Raw genomic sequence first — 23,830 nt, 5'->3', positions numbered from 1 at the left:
GTAATACTTTAATATTGATCAGGTTACCGGTAAGAGCTTATTCTAATACTTGGCCAGGAATGATCAAATCAGGATTTTCAATATCATTACTCTCAATGATCTCTTCTAAATCGAAGCCGAACTTTCTACGTAGTTCATATAACCAATCACCTTCTTGTACGACATAAGGTAATGTCGGCTTAACAGCAACTTCGGATATACTGTTAGACATAGTATCGAAGTCACAGTCCGTATCAGTTGGGTCAGATGTGCAATCCGGAGCTTTCGTAATTTCAAGTGACGAAGGGCGAGGTTCAACTTGGTCAGACTCAATCTTACGCTTGCTGTCATTGAAATAATAAGATAATCCAACCACGGCTTCTCGTTGATTTTGCCCAAAATCATCATTCAACGTTTGATTAAGTGCGATACTCGCACCGAAATATTCATTCAAAGCATACTCAGCAAGGTACTCTATTGTTGGATATTTATCTTCAAATCCGACTCCAACCTTTAAATCAATTTCTTCTCCATCATGTATACTATAAAGCAAACCTAAATCAGGTATGTACTCAGAATCATCTAATAATTTATAATGTTTGATACCTAGATTCAATTGAAGTCGGTTATATTGGTAGAGAAAATAAATAGATTGAGAATTCTCAAACATATCTCCATCAAAATTATAGCCATAGTTTGCCCCTACCCCCAAAATATGAGCAGTTGGCTTCTCAGCAACCGCTGCACCGCTGGTTAGTACTAGAAACATAAAAAAAATATTATTAATTAGTCGGTTCACAGGTTCACCTCATAAACAACATTAAACGACCCTTGGTAATTACCTGAACTGAGTGCATTTCCATCGACATCAAAACTAACATCGTATGCTACATCAACTTTGTTACTACCTTCTCCATTCACTGTAATCACTTCTGAATCAGGAAAAGATGCGGTATTAAGTACTCCGTCTTGGACAATCACCTTGTCAGGGCTTTCGCAGCCAATGGCACACGTGATTGTGTAGGGTATCTTTTCTAGCGAGTTATCAATATTTGTAAGCTCATAGTCACCTGACGTAGGGCTAAATGTCATAATAACGCCTGTAGGTAAAGTCCCTAACAAGCTAACATCATACCTCGTTGTACCAGAGATCCTTTTTGTTGCAGTATCATACTGGGGTTCAATATTCCCGTCTCCAAGTACCGTTAATGATTCAAGGATCGCAGCTTGATAATCAATCGTGATAATTAACGTCTCCGGCACTCTGGTATAAGTCATCGTACCGGTTTGACTTGTAAAAAAGTAAGTGGGTGAAAGGTTAATTGATGCCGTAAAAGTTCCAGATCCAACAGGGGCTGCGAACACATCATTACTGATATTAGGCAAAGCGAAAGCAGGTCGATAAAACTTAAAAGGCTCTATTCGGCTTGTTGCTGTGTAACCCATTCGCGACACACACAAAGTCGACTCTTGGCCCACTTTCGCACTCGAACCACTTATATTTGTAGCTGCACACTCATTGGCAACTCCCATTCCCACATTTGACCCGTAGTCTTTTGATGTGAAATAACTAGCCGAGCTACCCAAATTGTACTCAACGCCTAACAACTCCAGGCTGGTGTTAAAACTTTCGCCTGTAGAATGATTAACAAAGCTAACGTTATTAACGGGTTGGTTATCCATCGTTGCGGGATACCACTCTGCCGTTGGTTGCTCTTGCGCTATCGTCCATGCAGATGGAGATATAGCTTCACTACCGAAATAACTATTTGGCGCCGCATTGTTCCAAACCACAGAGTTGTTTGCTGTAATCGTTCCGTATACATCTGCAGCATGGCTACTATCTAAAGCCGTGAATAATAGCGCTATACTAATTAGGCTATTTCTTTTTAATAGTGATATTTTTGTTATAACTGTAATCATGGTTGGCTACCTTAACGGATAACGAATCGACATTTTGCAGGCCTTCTGCTAATTTTATGGTTTTCTTTCGACCAGATAGTATTGTATTAGTTTGTTTACATTTGTTACTAACAGAATTCGGTTTACAGTTATCAAACTGTATGTAGAAAAATGTGTTACCATTATTTTCCACATAAACTTCTGAACCGTTATATTTAACTTTGTAGTCAACATTAGTATTTTTTGCAGGTACAATATAATAAGGAGCATAACCATAATTAATACCAATTATACTTTCTTTTTTATCTCCATCGATAACGCTAGGCATGAAAGTCACTTGATAAACTTTGTCCTTCTCTAAATCATCACAATTAACCTGACATAAATTCTTTACTGATACACGACGTCTTTCCCCCGGATTTAATATCAGTTTATTGGGTAATAGCGCAAGATCCCATAAAGGTAAATTATCTTTTGTTAGCTCTACCTTTTCTAACTCTCCGTTTTCAACCTTTACTTGGCTAACGTTACCTTTTATATATTCAGGTTCAGTTTTCGAACTAGTCAGAGTAAAAACTCCATTACCATCTTCTCCAGCTATAAGAAGCATTTTATCTATGCTAAATGCATGGCTAAAAGAGGTCGTCATTAATAGTATCGAAGTAAATATTACACGTTGCATAATTTTCTCTATGTTAGTTATAAGCATATGGCGTCATCTCCATATGAACTGCATAATTAATGAGTTCATCAACATACAGTTTGTTTGCCGTAGTTAGTTGCTCAGGAGACTTAGCAAATATATACAAATAACCGCCAAGCTTTTTGTTTATAATTTCAACACCTGAGTTGTTCAGTTTGTTCTGATAGTTCAATACAATATTACTATCCTTGTATTGCCCTAAGTAGTAATAATAAACACCATCAACTAGGGCTATCTGATAACCTTCACTATTTTCTTCGAATGATGGCATACAGAAGTTATTACCTAAATTCAAATTATTAACCGATGATAACTCCGGTATTACACATTGGTTTTCCTTAGATATAATTTTGTAAGGTTGTTTATCTTTCACCTTAAATTGATACACACCTTCAACAAGCTTGTCAGTAGAAACACAACCTCCACCGATACATTCAACTCCGTCAATTGGATTTCCATTTATATCACTAAACGTCGATATAAATGATTTCAACTCAGACAACGACGTATCCAAACGGATAACAGTTCCTGGATAACTAGTAGCCGACGTATAAGACTCACCATTGTTGTAAAAATCAGAGGCTTCCGTATCAAGCTTGAATTCATATTCATAGAACTCTTTTAATGGATATACCGTCAAAGCATCTCCACTAACATAAGCATTGCTTTGTTTTCCATTCTGCTCGGAGTTAACTACCGCCAAGAATTTTCCATCCGAAGACAGTTCCCCTGTATCATTATTCGAAATAAAATAAGAAGATGACTTTTCACTCGTAAACTCTATTCCTTGAGAAGTTATGATATTACTTGTACCAATATATGCAGAAACACTTGTATTACTACTTGAATTGATATAGGCATAAGAGTTTGAGTCAATATGTTTATTCTTATAATTTGCAGACAATGATAAATCGGCACTGCTTTGGTCTTCAGTAGAATCTTGATAATAAAGTCCCGCAGAGCTTGATACATTTAGATTGTTTCTGTTAATTAGACTGCTTGAGACTGTATCTCTATGCGATAGCGCAACATCACCACTATCATCTATTTGTGCTTGTGTACTATGTGTGTATGTGTTTTCCTGGCCTATTGGAATAATTATTGAGGCCATAACACCATAATTTATATCGCTCGATTCACTTGCTGATAACTCTAAGTTCACCTTTGAGTCAAGTGGTAATGATGATATCTGCACGCCACTTCTTGCAGACCAACTTTCTGATTCATTATTATAACCATTACTAAAATCTTTATATTGGTTTTTTGTTAATATACCCGATATATATGATGATATATTTCTCGTTAAGTACTTGTTGTAATTTACTGATAATGATGTATAGTTCGAGTTACTGAATAAAAGTTGAGACAAACTAATATCTCCAATACTATTATCATTTTCACTATCAAATTTTGTGTAAGATACACTTAAGTTATAAATCCCCACATCAAAATTATAAAAACTAGATCCATCGTCAAATAATCCTGTTACTGCCGATATTCTGGACACTTCCCCTAAAGATAAGTGACCACCAACATAATTATAATTATCTTCCCCTGTAATAAACGAACCTGCACCCAGTGCAAAAAAATCCGTAACTTGATAGCTCAATTTCCCATTGGTGAACATTGGACTTTCATAATTATCATAAGCAAAGTTGATGGATTTCTGGTCAAAATCGTCCTCTAGTCCCGTATTCGTCAGGTCTCTTGATAAATAACCGGCTGTAATATGATAATCTAGTTCGCCGGTTTTAATCGACGAAGAGCTTGTATTGACTATCAACCTATCTTCTGTGTAAAACTCTTCACTGCCATCAAATATTCGAATTGTCGCAGTATAAGTACCAGATGGTAGCTCGTTATAGTCAAAGTATTCTTGCCCTGCATCCACATTACGACTTAATAGAACACGGCCTCTATCATCATTAATTTCTAGTCGACCAGCTCTTGAAATGTTCAAATATACTCGTCTAGAATTAGGAGATGATTTTTTTACTAGCTCTCTCGTCGATCCAATCGACAACATGTAACCAGAAGTTTTGCTGCCATTTTCTAAAAACTGAGTACTATTCCAAGAGCGTTCTTGGTATTTATACCCGACAGAGAAACGAGTATTACCACCAACATAGTTATACGATGAGTCATCCGAACTGAAACCATTGACCTCACTAAAGTTTAGATCATTATGCAAATAGCCATACTTGCCAAAACCTGCATAATTTTCATGTTGATAAGAATAAGACGATGTATAATCAGTGTTGTCGCTATAAGAACCAGATAGATTCAAACCATGTGACATAATGATCGCGTTTTGATCGATCTCTTCTTTTACAAATTTTATTTCTGACTCTTCTATTATCTCAGTTAAGAATTGTGAGTTAACATGAATAATCAATGATTGGCTATCTGGCACATAAACAAAATCATATAAATCAGGTAGTAGACCACATTCACTTCGATAACCTTTACAATCTAGGCTCGATTCAACCCCATTTACCAGTGTTGTTGCCATCGCATCGCTAACATCTTTCTCAATACCAAGTTCATTCGCCAATGCTTGTGCTACAAGTTGTTTTTGTGAAGTGGGAATTCTTACTTCATCACCCGAGATGAAAGCTTCCGAATAGAATAATTTGTTGTTATCAGCCGAGAGAATTAGTGGCATTCTTATCAACTTCTCTTCAAACATATCTTCAAATCCATCTGGAATATTTGCGACGGATTTTGAACTATATATTATGGCCAAGAAAAATATGATAATTAAGTTTAAACCAAACCAAAGTCTAATAAACATTATAGTTGAAGCTCCACATTGAACGTAATACGACCATTGCAATCTAATGGCTCATCACTCGGTATATTTTTATTTGTCACTAATTCAAATTCATTGGTAGAGTTTTCATATTCAGTATTTTTAATATTATTAAATTCAAAGTTTGGTATATCTAAAATATCAGAGTAATGTTTTCTATCGATATAGAGATCGACAAAATCATCATACATAGTCTCACCGCTATCGTTGAGAACACATTTAGAAGTGAACTCTGATATGTTATAACTGTATTCAAACGAATCCCCAGTGCTTGTTGGTATATTAGTTCTAATATAAGAATAAAAACGCCCATTTAGAAAGGTTTCGTTCTCACTATCATACTTCAGTGCAATAAACTCATCAGATAAATCTACACTTATAGAATAGTCATACAAATTCGCTCTATTTATTTGTGTATTTACTGGAAATGAATAGCTTTCATAGCCAAAGCTATTGAAACTAAAAATAACAAGCAATAATAGAAAGAAATAATTTATATAGATATTCATTTTCATCAGCCTCGAAAAACAAGGCACTTAATTAATTAAGTGCCTATCAAATAATGAGATTTTTTCTTATGGCAAAGTTGCAATCATATCAACGTTAACGATAACTTCTGAACCAGCAATATCATCTGGAGTTGAGTGTGCTGTATCGTTAGCAACATACAGTTGAATCGTATCGCCTGCTGAAAGTTGAGTTGAAGCTAAGTAGTCAGCTGCAGTAAGTTCCGTCGCTGAAAGGTTATCGCCAACGACAATGTTAGGCTGTACTTCACCCATTGAAGCTGGAAGCACATTTACTTGTGATACCGTCCAGTTAGCTGGAGTTAAAGCCCCAAGCACAGCCCCCGTGTAGTCATGCGCTTCCAAAACAACTGGTTTAGTCGTTGTGAACGTACCGTCAGCGTTCACCTGTAACGTACCAACAAAAGAAGCAGAGTCTTCACTACCGCCCGCACCAGTAACAATGATGTCACCGTTGGATACAAAACCAGGAACAAAGCCGCTGAATACTGCAGAACCAACAGAGGTATCGCCAGGTGCAGCAAAAGCCGGAACAACAGCAATTGCAGACAATAATGTAATGAGTGTTAATTTTTTCATTTTATTTCCTTTAATATAATATAAGCATTGCGTTAGCCTCTTGCTAAACAACGGGTATATAATATTAAAATAACTACGTTTTAGGTTAGCACGTTGGAATTATTTATAATTAAATATGCCTAGTCGATATATCGCCGACTAGTTCATTTATCTAGGGAATAAGATCTGTACAATAAATACTTTCAGTTACACTAAATTGGATATCATAATAACCATTATCAAACTTTGAGAAAGGTGTTTCAATTGGATATGAGAAGGGGTAACGCTGGTGACTATCTGAGTTATAAAAATGAGCATCATAACTATTTTATTATATTGCTTTATATAATATTAATTATGACCATCACAAGTTAAACTACCTAAATCGTAACCTAAGTTATTATAATCTAGCGTTTAATTTACAAGTGATGTCTTTAGTTGGGGAAATAGAGTGAGACGGAGAATTTACCTTGCGGTTATTAATTAATAAATATCAACATGACAATAACACGTAAATAATTCGCATTAAAAATGCCAGTAACATCGCTACTGGCTTACTAAAGATTTTCAACCTACTTTAAAGGGAGACAGACTCATAACTATCATCTATAGCATGATAAAAAAACGTGTACTTGGCTACCAAAGTAATTAAAGTCGGCCTCAGGAGTATCTTCAGGACCTCTATAATACGTGATACCACCGTTTTCACTGGTTGGTTCCGCGTAATTATTAATGTAAAACTTATAGAGCAAACCATTTCCTCGGAACCAAAACTCATCTAGGTAACCGAAATGTGAATATATACGACCTGAAGGTATGGCTTTATATGCAGGGTCTGCATTCCAAGCGCTAGCAAACCGAAGTGCAATAGTTGACGAGTCAAATTCTTTCCACCCACCACCATCGAAGTTTATTGATGAGCAGTAATATTGAGTCTGGCTGCTATCATATCCAGACTCTATAAAGTTCGCGTCATCTGCGTTATACCCATAACTGTTGAGTAACGAATACGTATAATCGGCAGTATCATTCGGAGCAAAAATCGAAGTATTATTATCACTATAGCGGAGTACTTGTTCTCTCGTTAACAACGGAAGAAATTCACTTCCTTCATATGAAGTTATACCCAAAGGTGCGAGTAAAGTAACGTTCAAGTTATCACAAAATGAGTCATAGCAAGCTTCAATATTAACATTAAATTGAGGTTCAGTATTTGCGGTAGAATACGCTGTCAAGATACCTGTATGTTCATCAAAGGTACTAATGTTCAACTCAGTTACTGTCCAATTGACATATTCGGCTGGAACTTGTTCCATTTGGCCAATTGAGTTAGTTATAGTCGCCTGATATAATTCATGTTTATCTAGCTCTAAGTCACGTTGAATCGAAGTCACACCATTTAAACTGATAGATACTGGGGTGATTTCTGGGATATACTCAGTATTAGTACAAAGAACATAATTTACCTCTTCATTATTACTAGCAGTGACTGAACCATCAAATAGATTGACTAGTGTTGTGGTAGTTTCATCAACCTGGTCACTAGTCCAATACGGTTTGTCATTTGGATATCTATAGTCTGTAAATATTTGACCATCAGGCTTCCAAGCATAAAGTTCTTGCAAATCTACTTGATTCGGTAAAAAAGCACCTCTTGCAGTACAAATTGCTTCAGCAACACCTTTCGAATGCGCTACGGTTGTTACATTATCGACGGCATTGGTGCCATCTCCTGTTCCTATTATTTCGAATTCAATACTCGCAGTTTCTGCCTGCTCCATAGTTAAAGGTGGAGTAACAGATTGATATACATTGCCTTCATTAAAAACAATTATCGGGTATAAGTCTTCGGATTTTAACTTTATTATCCCGGTGGCAAAGCCTCCTTTGTTATCAGAGACAACGTAAGTGATATTGTGATAGCCAGAATTAGAAGTAGTAAACGTGAAAATAGTGTCATTGAACAGATTACCATCTAAGTTAGCATCTTCTATAATGGCAACATCAGCATCGTAAGCATAGACATCAATTAATTGTAATGAATCACCATTAGGATCAGAAATGAGACTCAAAACGTCAATTGTGACCGTTTTCCCGTATGGAACTTCTGACACTATTTTTAAGGTATCAGGATCGGTAAATGTCTGTATATATGTAGAGTTAGCTATTGGAGCACCATTTACTGTTGTTGAAACTGCAATATCCAGGCTACCACTAAGAACATTTACTCCATCACTATAGCTATATAAAACCCTCTCAACTCCAGATTCAAGTCCAGCACCTGGAGTATACTCTATAACGTTATTCGCGGGATCAGATACTGCTGATGAAAGCGTTGAATCGCTATTAGGCAAAGTTAGCGTCATACTAAGTGTATAGCGACTCGTGTCGACCTCGTACCCCAAATTTGCTAACTCGTCCTTCACGTTCACCGAAATGGGTGTTCCAGTTGAAGTTGCAGATGATATGGGTATTAATTGTTCACTGTTTTCAGCTATAGCGATTCGAGCTGTAGCCTCACTATAGCCATCATAAGATATCGCTGTTGACATTCTTGACACAGAGGATCCAACACGAAATCGGTAGTCACATAGGTTTACTTGCGTTGCTTTAATATAAAAACCATTTTGGTCGTTAGAAACCACATCGCAATGATAGTCAGAATTAAGGGATTCAACATTCAGCAGAGCAACAGGTGTCCCATCAGAACTTTCCATATTGTTGGAGAGATCAACATAAAAAGTTTCACGAGGTTTAGTGTGCTGCATGGTATCTTGAACGGAGTAAAGTACGTTCGATTGAGCTGGCCTATCTGGGCTATCTGGGCTCGAAGTAGAACCAACTCCTGAATCACCATTACAACCTGAAACAGCCAAGATTAAAGCTACCTGTAACAAATTAGCCTTCTTTGACAACACATCTAACATATCGTTTGACCTTTTTAAAATTTAACCTTGTAGCATACGAATTCTACATTCGATTGCGATGTTATCTTTTTGCAACTGGATATGTTTAGCAAATATGCAAAATTGACTCTTGGAAATGCCTAGTCATAAAATCACGGCCAAACTTCAAATGATTAAATGTATATCTTGATGGGAATACTGATTATAAGCATTTGGTTATAAATAGATAAACTGGTAGGCATTAAACACTTGATACTAGGCTAGTATCTTGAGATGTTTAGCTTTCTATCTTGATACATTAAGGCAGCAATGCAGTAACACTCTCGAGACGTTCTATAATATGAACACGTTTACCGCATTGAACTTTCATTGAATAAAAAGGATTTATCATGAACAAACTCGTCATTATCATCTTATGTGTACTGCTTCCGCCTGTTGGCGTGTTCTTCGCTCGCGGCGCCGGGAAAGATTTGGTGATTAATATCATTCTTACTTTCTTCTTCTGGGTTCCAGGAATGATCCATGGTCTGTGGGTAGCCACCCGCTAACCCTTATTAACAAATAGATACCGAATAAAATATCCATAAAAACAAGCTCCTAGCCATGAAGAGTTAAAAATAGGATGAAATGAAAGTACTTTTCCACTATCATCCTGTCGCCTAAACGTAAGCGATTGCTTTCACAGATTTCGCTGAGTTTAGGCTCCAACTACATAACACTTCAAATGGTGGGAGCCTTCAATGACACAACTTACGATTACTCGTCCTGACGACTGGCACGTTCATCTACGCGATGGCGAAGTATTAAAAGATACAGTTCGCGATATCAGCCGTTACAATGGTCGAGCGTTAATCATGCCAAATACCATCCCACCGGTAACCGATACCGAAATGGCTCTTGCTTACCGTGAACGCATCATGGCAGAGCAGCCAAGTGAACAATTCCAGCCTCTAATGGCACTTTACCTGACAGACAACACAACACCTGATGAAATTCGTAAAGCGAAAGAATCTGGCGCTGTTGTAGCAGCGAAGCTATACCCTGCTGGCGCGACGACTAACTCTGATTCAGGTGTAACTTCAGCTCAAAAGATTTACCACGTACTCGAAGCAATGCAAGAAGTGGGTATGTTGCTGCTGGTACACGGTGAAGTAACGGCTCACGATGTTGATATCTTTGACCGTGAAAAAGAGTTCCTAGACACAGTTCTAGCACCGATTGTTAACGACTTCCCTAACCTGAAGATCGTTCTAGAGCACATCACGACGGCAAATGCTGCGACTTTCGTTAAGAACGCTAACGAGAACGTAGCGGCAACCATTACTGCTCACCACTTGCTTTATAACCGCAACCACATGTTGGTTGGCGGCATTAAGCCACATTTCTACTGCCTACCTATCCTTAAGCGCAACACACACCAGTTAGCACTTATTGAAGCAGCAACAAGCGGTAGCAAGAAGTTCTTCTTGGGTACAGACTCTGCACCACACGCTAAAGGTGCAAAAGAGTCAGCGTGTGGTTGTGCAGGTTCTTACACAGCGCACGCTGCGGTTGAACTGTACGCTGAAGTATTCGATTTAGAAGGCAAGATTGAGAACCTAGAAGCATTCGCGAGCCACAATGGCCCAGACTTCTACGGCATGCCACGTAACTCAGATACAATTACGCTCGTTAAAGAAGAGTGGAATGTTGCTGAAACGATGCCTTTCGGTTCAGACATCGTTGTGCCAATCCGTGGCGGCGAGGCGATTGCTTGGTCTGTAAAATAAGCACTTGGGCTGTTAAATAAACACCCTCCATTTAGCGAAAAGGGTCACCATAGTAATTATGGTGACCCTTTTTTGTTTCGATAAAAGACTGTCTTATTCCCAGCAGTAATTTAACGATTACTTACCGCGAATTTTTCCGATAGCAGTCCAAATAGCAACGACAATCAATCCAGATAAAACCCCAATCACACCATTTAATAGCGTTGGTACCACCGCAGTCGCAATCGTATGTCCACTGAAGTCCATAATAATCGGTTCAATTAAGTGATGAATTGCTGGAACGTTGTGTACCACAATACCGCCGCCAACCAAGAACATCGCAGCCGTGCCGACAACCGCAAGCATCTTCATTAGCTTTGGTGCAAATGCGACTAACCCATTACCCAATCGGGTTTTAATGGCACTCCCATTTGATGTGCGTTGGAGATAGAAACCTAAATCATCCAGCTTAACGATCCCTGCCACTAAGCCATAAACACCAATCGTCATCACAACCGCTATCAAACTCACCACAAGAATCTGAGTCACGATACTTGTACCCGTTACGGTACCCAGAGCTATCACAATGATTTCCGCAGATAAGATGAAGTCCGTACGAATTGCGCCTGAGACCTTTCGCTTCTCATACTCTTCAACAGATTCACCCGAGCTGCTTTCCTCATCTTTCTCTTCGTGTTGATGAGCATGAGGAAAAAGCTTTTCTAAGATTTTCTCTGCCCCTTCAAAACAAAGAAACAGACCACCAATCACCAGTAGTGGCATGATCAACCAAGGAATGAATGCACTGATCAATAGTGCTGCCGGAACCAAAATCAGCTTGTTTTTAAATGAGCCTTTTGCGACCGCCCATACCACTGGGATTTCTCTTTCAGCAGAAACACCGGATACCTGCTGGGCGTTAAGGGCTAAATCGTCACCTAATACGCCTGCGGTTTTTTTAGCGGCTACCTTAGACATCAATGCGACATCATCCAACACGGTTGCAATGTCATCTAACAGTGTTAGTAAACTTGCTCCAGCCATTTTGTTGTCTCTTTATAAAGAATTGAACCATCAATAAAATGTAACACCATCAATTCACTCATCAAAGCTATGAGTCTGTAAAAAATAAAGTCACAAGTTGTGTTTTCTATTGCTGTCTCTGTTAGACAGGAATAATCTGTCTTAATCTTTCACGAACATAAAAGAAAAAGTATTGATGAAAAGTGAATCTACCTACCCGATTGGTAAGCCAGGGCAAAAATGGCAACAAGCAGAACGTGAAGCATGGTTAGCTCAACGAACGGTTAAGCGTGAATACCAGCAAGAAGTTGTACCAAAGATTAAAGCACTTGCAGACCGCTTTGACATCGAACAATACGGCGCACTGAGCTACGACGAAGCTCGCTTCCCACTCTTCGCTATCAAGAGCAAAAACTGGGACGAGTCAAAGCCGACGATTCTGGTGACAGGTGGTGTTCACGGTTACGAAACCAGTGGCGTGCATGGCGCGATCAAATTCGCTGCGACTCAAGCAGAAAAATACACGACGCACTTCAACATTGTTGTCGCACCTTGTGTGAGCCCTTGGGGCTACGAAGTGATCAACCGCTGGAATCCAAATGCTGTTGATCCAAACCGCTCTTTCTACGACGGTACGCCAGCAGAAGAATCAGCAAACCTACGAGCTCTAGTAGCGTCTCTGCCAGAAGTATTGGTTCACGTTGACCTGCATGAGACGACTGACTCTGATGAAACTGAATTCCGACCTGCACTCGCAGCTCGTGATGGCATTGAGTACATCGAAGGTATGATCCCAGACGGTTTCTACACTGTTGGCGATACTGAAAACCCACAACCTGAATTCCAAGCTGCTGTCATCGCTTCAGTTGAAAAAGTAACCCACATTGCGCCTGCGGATGACGAAGGCAAGATCATTGGTTCAGACGTCACTCAACACGGCGTGATCAACTACCCAATGAAGAAGCTTGGCTTATGTGGCGGCGTGACTGACTGTAAGTACGGTACAACCACAGAGGTTTACCCAGACAGTGACAAAGTAACAGACGAAGAGTGTAACGATGCTCAAGTTGCTGCTGTTGTTGGTGCTTTGGATTACGTTATTCAGCACGAATTGAACGCGTAAGCGTAAACCCGCTCATAGCTAGAACCGGGCACCTAGACTAATAACTAAGAGCCAAGAACTAAAAGAGCCACAAATGACTACTCACTTGTGGCTCTTTTTTGTTTCTCTTTCGCTGATGTCTTCTACGGCATAAAAAAGCTCCCTTGCACGCGGTGCAAGGGAGCTTTGAATCTGCTGATTAGAGTAAGTTCCTATCTAGAGGTACTTACTTAGTGGCCGGAGTAACCGTTTCTTGCCCTTTACCGACTTCTGTCAGTAGGCCTTTCAACAAGCTCACACAACCAATCAAAAGAATGATCGTAAACGGCAGTGCTGCAATAATCGTAATAGATTGCAGAGCTTGGATTGATTGAGTACCACCAATCCACAGCATCACCATCGCGATAGCACCTGAGATAACCGCCCAAACGACTTTCTGTTTCACTGGCACTTCTAATTTACCACCCGCCGTCATGCCATCGATAACGATAGAACCTGAGTCCAACGTTGTAACGAAGAACACAATGATCAGCGCGACTGCGAGAACAGACAGAATGCTACCGAACGAGTAAGCATCTAGCATGTAAAACAAGCTTAGAGATACATCTGTAATGCCTTGGTCGAGGCCAAGTTGCCCCACCTGATTAATCACTTGCTCGATAGCTACGCCACCGAAGATAGACATCCAAGCTGAAGTCACCAATGTTGGGATAATCAATACGCAAAGTAGGAATTCACGAACCGTACGGCCTTTAGAAATACGCGCTACGAACATACCGAAGAAAGGTGCATACGCTACCCACCATGCCCAGTAGAACACAGTCCAACCATGCAGCCATGTTGTGTCTTCACGACCCGCACTTTGGCTCAAAGCTACGATATTTTTCACATAGCCCGTTGCCGCCGTTACCATTGAATCAAGCACAGTTGTGAAATTCAATACAGCGATAAGACCAAGGAATATGAATGCAATAACCATGTTCAGGTTACTTAGGAACTTAACACCACCGTCCATACCACGTAGTACAGAGATGATCGCCAAGCCCATGATCAGAACGATGATAGATTGCTGAAGGAAGATGTTGTTTTCCAAGCCGAACACGTGGCTAATACCACTTGCTGCTTGTGTACCACCTAAGCCCAATGAAGTCGCAAGGCCAAACAGAGTAACCAGTACGGTTAGTACATCGATTACATCACCAGTTTTGCCCCACACACGCTCACCCAGAATTGGGTAAAACACAGAACGCATTGATAGCGGTAAGCCTTTGTTATAAACAAAGTACGCCAGACAAAGCGCCGTCATGCCATAGATAGCCCATGCATGAAAACCCCAGTGGAATACGGTTGCGCCTAGCGCCAGTTCACGACCAGCGGCTGTGAAAGGTTCTGCGTCTAATGGCGTTCCGAACCAGTTAGTGAAGAACGCAGTTGGCTCTGCAACACCCCAGAAGATAAGTCCAATACCCATACCTGCTGCGAATAACATCGCAATCCAAGATGACATTGAATAGTCCGCCGTCGCGTCTTCGCCACCTAAACGGATTTTACCCAACGGTGAAAAAGCAAGAACAACAGCAAACGCTAGCATGATGTTAGCTCCCCACATAAACAGGAAGTCAAACTTTGATAGAACAGCACCCTTAATAGAATCAATTGCAGCTTTAGCATCTGCAGGAGGAAGAGCAAGAAGAGTGATGATGAAGAGAAGGGATAAGCCTACTGAGGCTACGAAGACTGTGTTATGGACATCCATGCCCCATTTACTGACGTTGTCTTGACCAACTTGATAGTCAGTAGAATCAATACTGTATTTTTTTGATTTAAAACTCATAAATTATGATGTTCGCATATCCGAATCAACGAATATAAGGACGCTCTCCATATCCAATTACTACTTGATTGGCTCGCCGCACCACCTAAATAAAAAGGCGATAAAAATCACAATGATTGGTGACAAATGGACTTATTGGCTCAATCCCAAGGCGCGGATTATAGCACAGCTCAAAGCATTTTGACTGAGTTTTAGCTCAATAGTCACCCAAACCACCGTCAATAGTGATAGTTAAGCCAATAAAAACAGAATAAAATAAACAAATAAAAATCTTTAAATACAGTGCTTTAAATTAAAATAACGCACCGTAAAATCTCATTCAAACTTTCTAAAGATAAAATCAACAACAGCCTAATTTATTTATAGCTCTAACAAAAAAGCCCCGCTATAGGGGCGGGGAAATTACCAAAGGTAAAAGAGAAATCAGTATTCAAATGTCAGTGCTACGTCTAGCAGAGCAGCACTGTACATTTCAAAGACAGTACATTTCAAGGACAGCACATTAGATCGCGAAGCAAAAACCTAGGTTGTAGTCTTCGCCATTTTTTGCCGTAAACTCTTTATCTTCACTTGAAGCGTTCGGTCGACCGCTTTCATCGCCTTTCACTAAGCTCACCCAGTGACGGATGCCAGAAGAACGGCTCGCCTCAGTTTGGCCAAACGTGGTGCATGTCTCTAACTGGATATCTTGAATATCAACCAATTCTAAGTAGCCAGTGCCTTTACGAGCACCGATTGTCACTTCAACGTGTGTACCGCTTTCATCACGAAATAGGATTGCTGAAGGCTTAGACTTATCGCCGGTGAAAGCAACAAAGTGCTTCGCTCGTTTTAGGCCAGTATGTTCGCCATTTTTGAAGTAAACCTGAACATGTCGGTAGTCAATCTCATAGCTCACTGCGTCTTCGTGTGAACCAGCCTCAAGAGGAAATAGAGTATCAAGCAACTGTTTCGCCATTTTTTGTTTTTCGAGCTGCTTGTCTGCTTTCACCATTTCTACGGCAAAGACAGCTTCAGCAATAAATGTTGAATGGTTTCTGTGAAGTTCTGTTCTGTCTAGTGTCAGCATATTCATAGTCTTTCCCTCTTACGGCTTTGAATTTCATGTAGGTCAAAAATCCTGATTGACCCTTTTCAAAATTGTTCTTTACTGTGTTGCTTCCATGTATTTCATACTACTTGTATTTTAGAAACAATTTCACAACAAAAATTTCACAGTGTTAATTTTACTAAATTGCTTTTTTACACGAACCGGTATTTTGAGGCCCTAGCCCTTTATCTAACTGGGTTGGGGGCTCAGTAGAAACACTTTTACGTGTTGTTTGAATTTGTGTAATAACCAACACCAACCAGCTTATTGTCGATCACTCGATAGTAAGTGTGCTTGGTTTCCACTTTGCTCGACAGCGGGTTTAACCATTGATAGGTATAAACGCCTCGGCCATTTTCTTTGGCTAGGTTTAACATCTCAGTGAGAATTGGCTTATCGTCAGGGCTTAGGATTTCGTTGTGTGAACGCCCAACAAGCTCAGGGGATACACCATGCGCGAGCAGCTTTCCAGAGCTCATATCCATCACGAACACATACAAGTCTCCCTCAACAAAGCTGCCTTCGGTATCATTGAACTCGGTGAGACTGTCCTGCTCTGATTCCACTATCGCGGCCATCGCTCTCGCCAATAATCGCTTAGCTTCTGTTGCACTAGAGCGTTCTGGGTAATACCCCACGGCAACAATCACATCACCCACACGTTCAAAGAAAGTGGTTTTAGGCTCGCCCATGCGGTCAGTCGGATTAGTCCAATGGTACTGAACTTCGCCAAACCCGTTGTGCACAGCCTTAGTGATCATTTCACGGAAAAAGGGATTACCGTAAACGTCTTGAGTATCCAAAACACTGTCGCCCACCAACACCATTGAAGAGCCTCCACTGGCAAGGAATTGGCCATCAATACCAAGAGCAAACACATAGAGCTCACCGTCTATATATTCGGCATCACTCATGAAGTCTTTGACACTCTCATCGCCATCCTTTTGTACATGGACAACCGCTTTAGCAAGCAGGGTTTTGGCTCTTCTTTCAGCATCGCTGACGACATGTGGCTCTGAAATATCGAGCACATTAACTGGCTCGTTTTCTTTTGCTGTTTCTGAATGTTCGGCACGTAGTCCAATGCCACTGATCACTGCAAATACGGCACAACCAATAAGGATAATTCTTGATATATTCATAGTGACTTCTCCTAATAGCCTACTAAGGACGGTAGCCAAAGCGTAATTTGTGGGAAGAAAGCGATAACGAACACGCCAATGACGGATGCAAGCACAAAGGGATGTATCTTCGCGGTGATCTGTTCGACCGTGGCTCCGCCTATCCCTGAGGCGACAAAGATATTTTCACCGAGTGGCGGCGTAGCAAATCCTATCGAGAGCGTACACACCACCACAATACCTACGTGGGTAGGATCCGCGCCGAGCATGTACATGATTGGCAACAGCACTGGCACGATAATCATGATCGCGGCTAACGTTTCCATGAACATGCCAACGAAAAGCAGTAACACAATAGTCAGTGCCCACACCATGTACATATTGTCAGTGAACCCTAACAGTGACTCCGCCACCACTACTGGAATTTTTTGTTCGATTAACAAGCGACCAAATACCGTTGCCGCGAATAGAATCAGCAACACACGTCCAGTGATCCATGTCGTTGTCGACAATGATTTAATCGTGCTTTTGAACGATAACTCTCGGTGAATAAACACCCCAACAAACAGTGAATAGAAGATAGCCACAACCGCCGACTCTGTTGGTGTGAACATACCGCTGTAGATGCCCCCGAGAATCAAAAACGGAGCCAGTATCGACCAAATACCACGACGTAAAGAGTGTCTTACTTCGCCAAATGACCAGTTTTCAGTCAGCCCTTTGTAACCTTCACGTTTAGCAATAAAGTAGTTAGTGACCACTAGCGTCGACGCCATAATGAAACCCGGCACAACCCCAGCAACAAACAGTTTTGGAATAGATAAAGAGGCAAACTGTCCGTGTTGAGCAATGGCCTCTGGCGGTGCCATTAATCCCATAGCGGAGATGCCGAAAATAACTAGCGGAATGGATGGCGGGATAATGATACCCAATCCCCCTGAAGCGGCAGTCACCGCAGAGGCGTAGCTCTTATCGTAATCTCGCTTAACCATTGCTGGTACCATCAACATACCAACCGCAGCGGTCGTGGCTGGGCCTGAACCTGATATAGCTCCAAAGAAAAGACAGGCCATTACCGTTGCAGCGCCAAGGCCACCCGTCACAGGGCCGGCTAAACTCTCGGCTATATCCACCAACCGTTTGGAGATACCCGCCGCCTCCATCAATGCACCGGCAAGAACAAAGGCCGGCAGCGCCATTAATGGGAAGTTACCCACCGAAGTAAACGCGATTTGTACTAACGCAATGGGATTTTTGTCGAGCAACATATAGGCCGCCATTGAAGCGCCGGCCAGTGATACTGTGATTGGTGCACCCAGAATTAACAGGGTTAAGAAGCCACCAAATAAAATTAGAGTTAAATAGGATTCCATTATTACATCTCTCTATTACGGCTATTCTCTGTGACGACTACTGTGATGACTTTTGTGCCGTCATTTTTCGCAGTTCTTTGACTTCTGGATCTTCGTTCTTAGCGCCTTTGAACAAACGCTCATAGTTGTTCCAGATAATTCGAATCATCATCAACGAAAACGCGATAGGCAAAATCATATAGAAGTACTTCATTGGGATGCCTGTCGTTTGAGATTTCCAGAACAGGTTCATTTTGTTGAACACGAAATCGTAACTGAGATAGACAAAGTAACCGTTGAACAGCAACCATAAGAAGTCAGCGATGGTTTCACAGACGGTCTGAACAATCGGAGGGAAGAACTTGAAGTGAAAACTGACTCGGTTATGTGCCGACATTTTGGCCGCCACAACTGCGCCTAGATAAGCAAACCAAACGAACATGTAAGTCGCGACTTCATCACCCCAAGGTATGGAGTAATCGAAAAGCTGACGAGTAAGGATTTGTGTGAACAGTAATAAGACAAAGCTTGCTAGCAACAGACAACAGGTATATTCCTCGATGTTGTTAAGATGCTTTTTTATAGTTTTAGCGACTGACATATAACCTCCAATGTTGATTTCCACATGACAACCAGTCGCTCGCGGTACTGAGCAGATCAGGTACTAAACAGATCAACGAGTAAAGCCATGTAAATGCCCTATCTCACTGTTCTGTCGCTAGGTGATTAAGTAGCGTAGAACAGCAGATAGGGCGTATCTAATCGTTACTTTCTACCTAGTAACTCAAGAACGTCGTCTAGCTTGTCTTTGCCACCAATACTTGAATAGAACTTAGGCCAAACTGATTTCGTTACCTTGCTGATCCACTCTTTCTCATTGTCTGCTGGGTCTGTGAATACCATGCCTTTTGCTTGTAGCTCTTCACGGATCTTGTTTTCAGTATTCTCTAGATAAGCAAAGCTGTGTTCTGTTGCTTCCTGACCCGCTTCAAGAATGATCTTTTGCATCTCAGGTGTCTGTTGTTGGAAGACCGTTTCACTGACGATTAACGGCTCAAGTGAGAAGATGTAACGCAGATTTGTTACGTACTTTTGTACTTCGTTGAACTTCATCGCATGAACAGTGATGTATGGGTTATCTTGACCATCAACCACGCCTTGTTGTAGGCCCGTAAAGGTCTCAGACCATGCCATTGGTGTTGGGTTTACACCCCATGCTTGGTACGAAGCAATCATAATTTCGTTACGAGGGACGCGGATCACTAACCCTTTTAGGTCTGCTGGCGAAGCTACGGCTTTTTTCGAGTTAGTCAGAACCCTAAAACCAGAATAAGCCCAACCTACGATGCGAACACCTGCATCACGAATCGTGTTATCGACAAGGTCTTGACCTACTTGGCCTTGAGTTAATAGCACCGCTTCTTCTGCACTTTGAATGACGTAAGGCATGGTCAATAGACCAACCGTTGGAGAGAAAGGCGTCACGTTGTTGATCGCCAATACAGAGAAGTCGAGAAGGCCGATTGCCGCGTCGTTCACGGTGTCTTGCTCATTGCCCAATTGACCATTCGGGAACAGGTCGATTTTGACTTTACCGTTTGTTTTTTGCTCCATCAATTCAGAAAATGATGTCGCTAATTCCCACTGCGTACCACCAGCAGCATCGCCGATAGCCATTTTAAAATTTGCTGCTGCCGCGGTATGAGATAGCATCGCTGTTGCTACAATTGTGACACCAGCAATAATTTTATTTTTAATCAATTTCATAGTCTTAACCTTTCCTATCATACAGACGTCCTGCCTGTACTTTGCTCACAAGGTGACCTGGTACAACTTTCCTGGTCGTAATTCTATTTCCCTATTTTGGAAACAATGTTCGGGTAGTTACAGCCTTTCATCCTTTAACGAATACCACTGATAAAGGAACCGCTGCCCTACTCTTCGAAATGGTGCAAACATCTCAGATTCCACCACTTCCCTCACGTTGGGGAACGGAAGTTTTGATTCAAATATTGGCAAGTCAAGCTTATGACCTTCACCTGCGATCCACTGGGCAAGGCGCTTGCCTGCTTGAGCGGAATACATCACACCATTGCCGCCATACCCTAGTGCGTAGAAGATGGATTGCTTTGGATTCGGCTGATAGATTCTTGGCATCATATCGTGGCTAACATCCACCCACCCCCACCATGAATAATCGATTTTGATCTGATCGAGAGACGGGAATTTTCGGGTTAAATCCGCTCTCAACATGTCTTCGTATTTCTTTTCAGGTGCGTTCTTGCCACTGATGGCACTGCGTGTACCTATCTGCACTCGGTTATCGGGTAACAAACGGTAGTAATGACGCAGGATTCGGGTATCAGTAATCACCTGATTGGTTTTGAAGTTACACGCGGCAATTTCGTCTTGAGTTAGCGGACGCGTCACCATCGAATTAGAAAGTACCGGCAACAAGCGATTCTTAAGCTCTGAATGCAAACCTTGGCTAGTGTATCCACCGGTACAAACCCCAACAGAACGTGCCTTCACAACACCGCCGGGCGTTTTTAGGTAATGCACACCGTTGCGTGTTTCCCAACCCATAACAGGGCTAGCTGGATGCACTTTTACACCGAGTGCTCTCGCCTTTCTTAGATAGCCAAACGCCAATTTCCCTGCATGAATACCAATGCCTTCTGGTTCATGCATTGCGCCTGCCGCTTCTTGGTCACCAACGTAATCTCGTTTTACGGTTTCCGCATCTAAGATCTGCGCATCGTAATCGAACGTGTCACGCAGCAACTTGGCTTCTTTTTCAAGTGTTGCCATCACTTTGGGACGATGGGCAACGTATAAGTGGCCGCCCGGCTGAGGGTCACAATCAATGTCTTTGATCAGAGACTTAAAGGTGTTCATACCATCGACGCATTCGCGGTGCATTTTTAGCGCGGTTTCTAGTCCCCAGCGTTCAATCCACTGAGAACGCTTCAAACGTCCTGACGCACACTGAGCCTGACCACCATTTCGGGTACTGCAGCCCCAACTCATGCGGTTAGCTTCAATCACAATCGCTTTAATGCCGTACATTTCAGCAAGGTGTATCGCGGTACTTAGGCCTGTGTAGCCTGAGCCGATTATCGCCACATCGACATCCATATCTGACGTAATTGGGCCATCATCTTCAGGTGGCGCGCCTGCGGTATCTACCCAATAAGTCGGGGCGTATTCCTTACCGTGACCTGGGCTTTTATCTTTAAGTGGATCGTATTTTGGATCGTATCTTTCTTTTGCTTGGGTACTTTCTTGTGCTTGGGTGCTTGTCACCTTTGGCGGCACATCGGCTGCCGGTTGTTCCATTACTAAACTCATAATTCGACTCTCCTAGTCATAACACGTGGACTGATTTTGGTTTCGTGTCTAACTCTTGGGAGTATTGCTGGGAGTCAAAAGAGGTCGTGTTTTACGGAAGGCATTTTTTACGCTGATTTTTCCCTCTTTCAGGGTAAACACATCAACCATACGAGCTTCGATGACAGTGCCATCAGGGTTAGTCGCAGAGAACGTTGATTCGCTTACTGCGCGGTCACCACACACAAAGTGGACAGGGTCGCTCCAGGCTGCATCTGGAAAGTTCTGCCAAACCAATTCAAAGCTATTGCGAACGGCTTCGTACCCTTCGATAGTGTTTCCAAGTACGCCTTCTCCTGCCACGGTGTGGAAGACACAGTCTTCGGTCATAAACGACATTAGCGCTTCAATATCATGGTTATTCCATGCATCACTAAAAGACTGTAAAAAGGCGGTGTCGACTTGGTTTTCCAGCACGAATGTCGCTGCATTGGTTTGCATATTCATATTCCAGAATCCTTTATGTTTTCGTTATTGGTTTAAATTTCAGTAGCTTTGCGCCACTTTTTTATTAGAGTGTTTAAACTAGATCTGTGAAATTTAACAACTTGATAACAAGCTTCGCCACTCTAACTTCGAGTTACTTTATAAACAATCTTTAAGCTCACAGATTTCATCTTTTTATAAATTAATTAGTGTTCTAATTTTATTTACACAGTCACTCACTAGATTTATACGAGGTCTAAATAAAATAATTAGAAATATTAGACTTTAGTCGAAGTCAAAATCTTGATGGTACTTTCGGCCATACTGCTCAAGTTTACGGTTATGGGTATTCACTTGTAATTCAATATTCCCCTCACCTTTATTAATAACTTGATTGTTATCTATATGGGCTTCATTTTTTATATCGGTTAGCTTCTCTTCGATATAATCAGTCGGTTCATTTAAAACGTTCATGGATATTAACTCCTTTATCAGGTTTACTTTTACTGATGGAAGAATATGAACGGACACTAGACCGTTTGAATATTCTTTCTCATCGTACAGAGGCTGAATGGCATCATTGCCACCTTCCTTAAATGGGTGAATGGAATACCACTTGTCCTTGCGCGGCTCTTGCTGATCGCAATCCGCCACATTAAATATCTTAGTTTTGTTGATATTACACGGCGAGCTAAAAACACTAACCCGCTGATAATCAATAGCTTTAATTATGTTTATGCAGTCTTTACTTTGGCTGTGACACACCGACCAAAGCGCATTTAACAGGTTATCGGTCCATTCCAGTAAACGGGTGGGAAAGCCCTGCTTTTTGGCTAAACACATCAATAACCAGTCATTTATGTCGTTAGAACTCAGCGAGTGACCACCGTAAACTCTCACTGTTGAAAGCAACTCTTGTTCGACACGGCGTATGTTCTTACGATTGGAACGGCCTAAACTTGGCATTAGATTATTATTTTCATAATCACACACGTTATACATCAAACCACGTTGGTCACTGCATTCATTCATTAATGAATCAATTATTTTATACAGCTCTTCGAGTGAGCTTATATAACGTTTATTGTTCACAGCATGCATGTAATAGGTCACTTAATTTAAATTTATTACAATTAAAAATTAACTATCATGGTTAATCAGTATCGTTACGAATGATTTTAAAAATGACAATAGGTATATGTCTTTATCAATGGCCATATATCCTCATCAATAACTAACAGTTATAAAACCATTAACTAATGAGCAATTAGCTAAGGGTCGATTAATAAGGAACGACAAAGTTTATATAACTAAAACCACTTATATGTACAACAGTCATTTAATTCATGTTCTAACG

The 23,830-nt window shown here is 41.1% G+C and carries 20 protein-coding genes; 3 read left to right on the top strand and 17 right to left on the bottom strand.

The window, feature by feature from the left end; translation table 11 throughout:
* Positions 1-37: 37 nt before the first annotated feature.
* The 7 genes from AB6D93_RS09155 to AB6D93_RS09125 form a co-directional block, all read right to left on the bottom strand.
* Entirely contained in the window at positions 38-778 is a 741-nt protein-coding gene (locus AB6D93_RS09155) for a LysM peptidoglycan-binding domain-containing protein (RefSeq protein WP_065584792.1), read from the bottom strand.
* Positions 775-1,902, bottom strand: a complete 1,128-nt coding sequence (locus tag AB6D93_RS09150) for a hypothetical protein (protein ID WP_017059956.1) — start codon at positions 1,900-1,902, stop codon at positions 775-777. The genes AB6D93_RS09155 and AB6D93_RS09150 overlap by 4 nt, the downstream gene beginning before the upstream one ends.
* Positions 1,859-2,563 (bottom strand): hypothetical protein, encoded by a 705-nt coding sequence (locus AB6D93_RS09145; RefSeq protein ID WP_229648578.1) that lies wholly within the window; start codon positions 2,561-2,563, stop codon positions 1,859-1,861. Before AB6D93_RS09145 ends, AB6D93_RS09150 begins: the two co-directional genes overlap by 44 nt.
* 13 nt (positions 2,564-2,576) lie before the next feature.
* Positions 2,577-5,378: a CS1-pili formation C-terminal domain-containing protein gene (locus tag AB6D93_RS09140; RefSeq protein ID WP_102332689.1), complete on the bottom strand. Its 2,802-nt coding sequence runs from the start codon at positions 5,376-5,378 to the stop codon at positions 2,577-2,579.
* Positions 5,378-5,905 carry a hypothetical protein gene (locus AB6D93_RS09135; RefSeq protein WP_240492705.1) on the bottom strand — a complete coding sequence of 176 codons (528 nt, stop codon included), beginning with the start codon at positions 5,903-5,905 and terminating at the stop codon, positions 5,378-5,380. The genes AB6D93_RS09140 and AB6D93_RS09135 overlap by 1 nt, the downstream gene beginning before the upstream one ends.
* 66 nt (positions 5,906-5,971) lie before the next feature.
* On the bottom strand, positions 5,972-6,502 hold the full coding sequence (locus AB6D93_RS09130; RefSeq protein WP_102332690.1) for a hypothetical protein: 531 nt from the start codon (positions 6,500-6,502) through the stop codon (positions 5,972-5,974).
* Positions 6,503-7,083: 581 nt separating this feature from the next.
* Positions 7,084-9,408, bottom strand: coding sequence for an adhesion domain-containing protein (locus AB6D93_RS09125; RefSeq protein ID WP_102332691.1), 2,325 nt, complete (start codon positions 9,406-9,408; stop codon positions 7,084-7,086).
* Positions 9,409-9,776: 368 nt separating this feature from the next.
* On the opposite strand from AB6D93_RS09125, the gene AB6D93_RS09120 reads away from it, so the two are divergent.
* Positions 9,777-9,935, top strand: a complete 159-nt coding sequence (locus tag AB6D93_RS09120) for a YqaE/Pmp3 family membrane protein (protein ID WP_017059962.1) — start codon at positions 9,777-9,779, stop codon at positions 9,933-9,935.
* A 192-nt stretch (positions 9,936-10,127) separates the two neighbouring features.
* Positions 10,128-11,156: a dihydroorotase gene (gene pyrC, locus AB6D93_RS09115; protein ID WP_102332692.1), complete on the top strand. Its 1,029-nt coding sequence runs from the start codon at positions 10,128-10,130 to the stop codon at positions 11,154-11,156.
* 117 nt (positions 11,157-11,273) lie between these two features.
* Here pyrC and AB6D93_RS09110 read toward each other — a convergent pair whose 3' ends face one another.
* Positions 11,274-12,179, bottom strand: a complete 906-nt coding sequence (locus AB6D93_RS09110; RefSeq protein ID WP_017059964.1) for a DUF808 domain-containing protein — start codon at positions 12,177-12,179, stop codon at positions 11,274-11,276.
* Between the two features lie 175 nt (positions 12,180-12,354).
* Between AB6D93_RS09110 and AB6D93_RS09105 the strand changes: the two genes are divergently transcribed.
* Positions 12,355-13,281, top strand: coding sequence for a M14 family metallocarboxypeptidase (locus AB6D93_RS09105; RefSeq protein ID WP_102332693.1), 927 nt, complete (start codon positions 12,355-12,357; stop codon positions 13,279-13,281).
* Between the two features lie 205 nt (positions 13,282-13,486).
* On the opposite strand, the gene AB6D93_RS09100 is transcribed toward AB6D93_RS09105, so the two are convergent.
* The 9 genes from AB6D93_RS09100 to AB6D93_RS09060 form a co-directional block, all read right to left on the bottom strand.
* Positions 13,487-15,094 carry a BCCT family transporter gene (locus AB6D93_RS09100; protein WP_065584800.1) on the bottom strand — a complete coding sequence of 536 codons (1,608 nt, stop codon included), beginning with the start codon at positions 15,092-15,094 and terminating at the stop codon, positions 13,487-13,489.
* Between the two features lie 502 nt (positions 15,095-15,596).
* Positions 15,597-16,169, bottom strand: a complete 573-nt coding sequence (locus AB6D93_RS09095; RefSeq protein ID WP_004731899.1) for a malate synthase — start codon at positions 16,167-16,169, stop codon at positions 15,597-15,599.
* A gap of 236 nt (positions 16,170-16,405) precedes the next feature.
* Positions 16,406-17,326 carry a cache domain-containing protein gene (locus AB6D93_RS09090; protein WP_017077366.1) on the bottom strand — a complete coding sequence of 307 codons (921 nt, stop codon included), beginning with the start codon at positions 17,324-17,326 and terminating at the stop codon, positions 16,406-16,408.
* A gap of 11 nt (positions 17,327-17,337) precedes the next feature.
* A complete protein-coding gene (locus AB6D93_RS09085) occupies positions 17,338-18,678 on the bottom strand; it encodes a TRAP transporter large permease (protein WP_004731904.1) in 1,341 nt (446 codons plus the stop codon).
* 37 nt (positions 18,679-18,715) lie between these two features.
* Entirely contained in the window at positions 18,716-19,258 is a 543-nt protein-coding gene (locus AB6D93_RS09080) for a TRAP transporter small permease (protein WP_004731905.1), read from the bottom strand.
* Between the two features lie 164 nt (positions 19,259-19,422).
* On the bottom strand, positions 19,423-20,424 hold the full coding sequence (locus tag AB6D93_RS09075) for a TRAP transporter substrate-binding protein (RefSeq protein ID WP_102332694.1): 1,002 nt from the start codon (positions 20,422-20,424) through the stop codon (positions 19,423-19,425).
* Between the two features lie 117 nt (positions 20,425-20,541).
* Positions 20,542-22,008, bottom strand: coding sequence for an FAD-binding oxidoreductase (locus AB6D93_RS09070; RefSeq protein WP_102332695.1), 1,467 nt, complete (start codon positions 22,006-22,008; stop codon positions 20,542-20,544).
* 48 nt (positions 22,009-22,056) lie between these two features.
* Positions 22,057-22,494 (bottom strand): nuclear transport factor 2 family protein, encoded by a 438-nt coding sequence (locus tag AB6D93_RS09065; protein ID WP_102332696.1) that lies wholly within the window; start codon positions 22,492-22,494, stop codon positions 22,057-22,059.
* A 264-nt stretch (positions 22,495-22,758) separates the two neighbouring features.
* Positions 22,759-23,574, bottom strand: coding sequence for an FRG domain-containing protein (locus AB6D93_RS09060; protein ID WP_102332697.1), 816 nt, complete (start codon positions 23,572-23,574; stop codon positions 22,759-22,761).
* Between the last annotated feature and the right edge of the window lie 256 nt (positions 23,575-23,830).

This window comes from Vibrio sp. 10N.247.310.23 (genome assembly GCF_041467155.1).
Taxonomy (GTDB): Bacteria; Pseudomonadota; Gammaproteobacteria; order Enterobacterales; family Vibrionaceae; genus Vibrio; species Vibrio crassostreae_C.
Note: the sequence above shows the minus strand (reverse complement) of the source record. Positions and strands in the feature narration are given on the sequence as shown.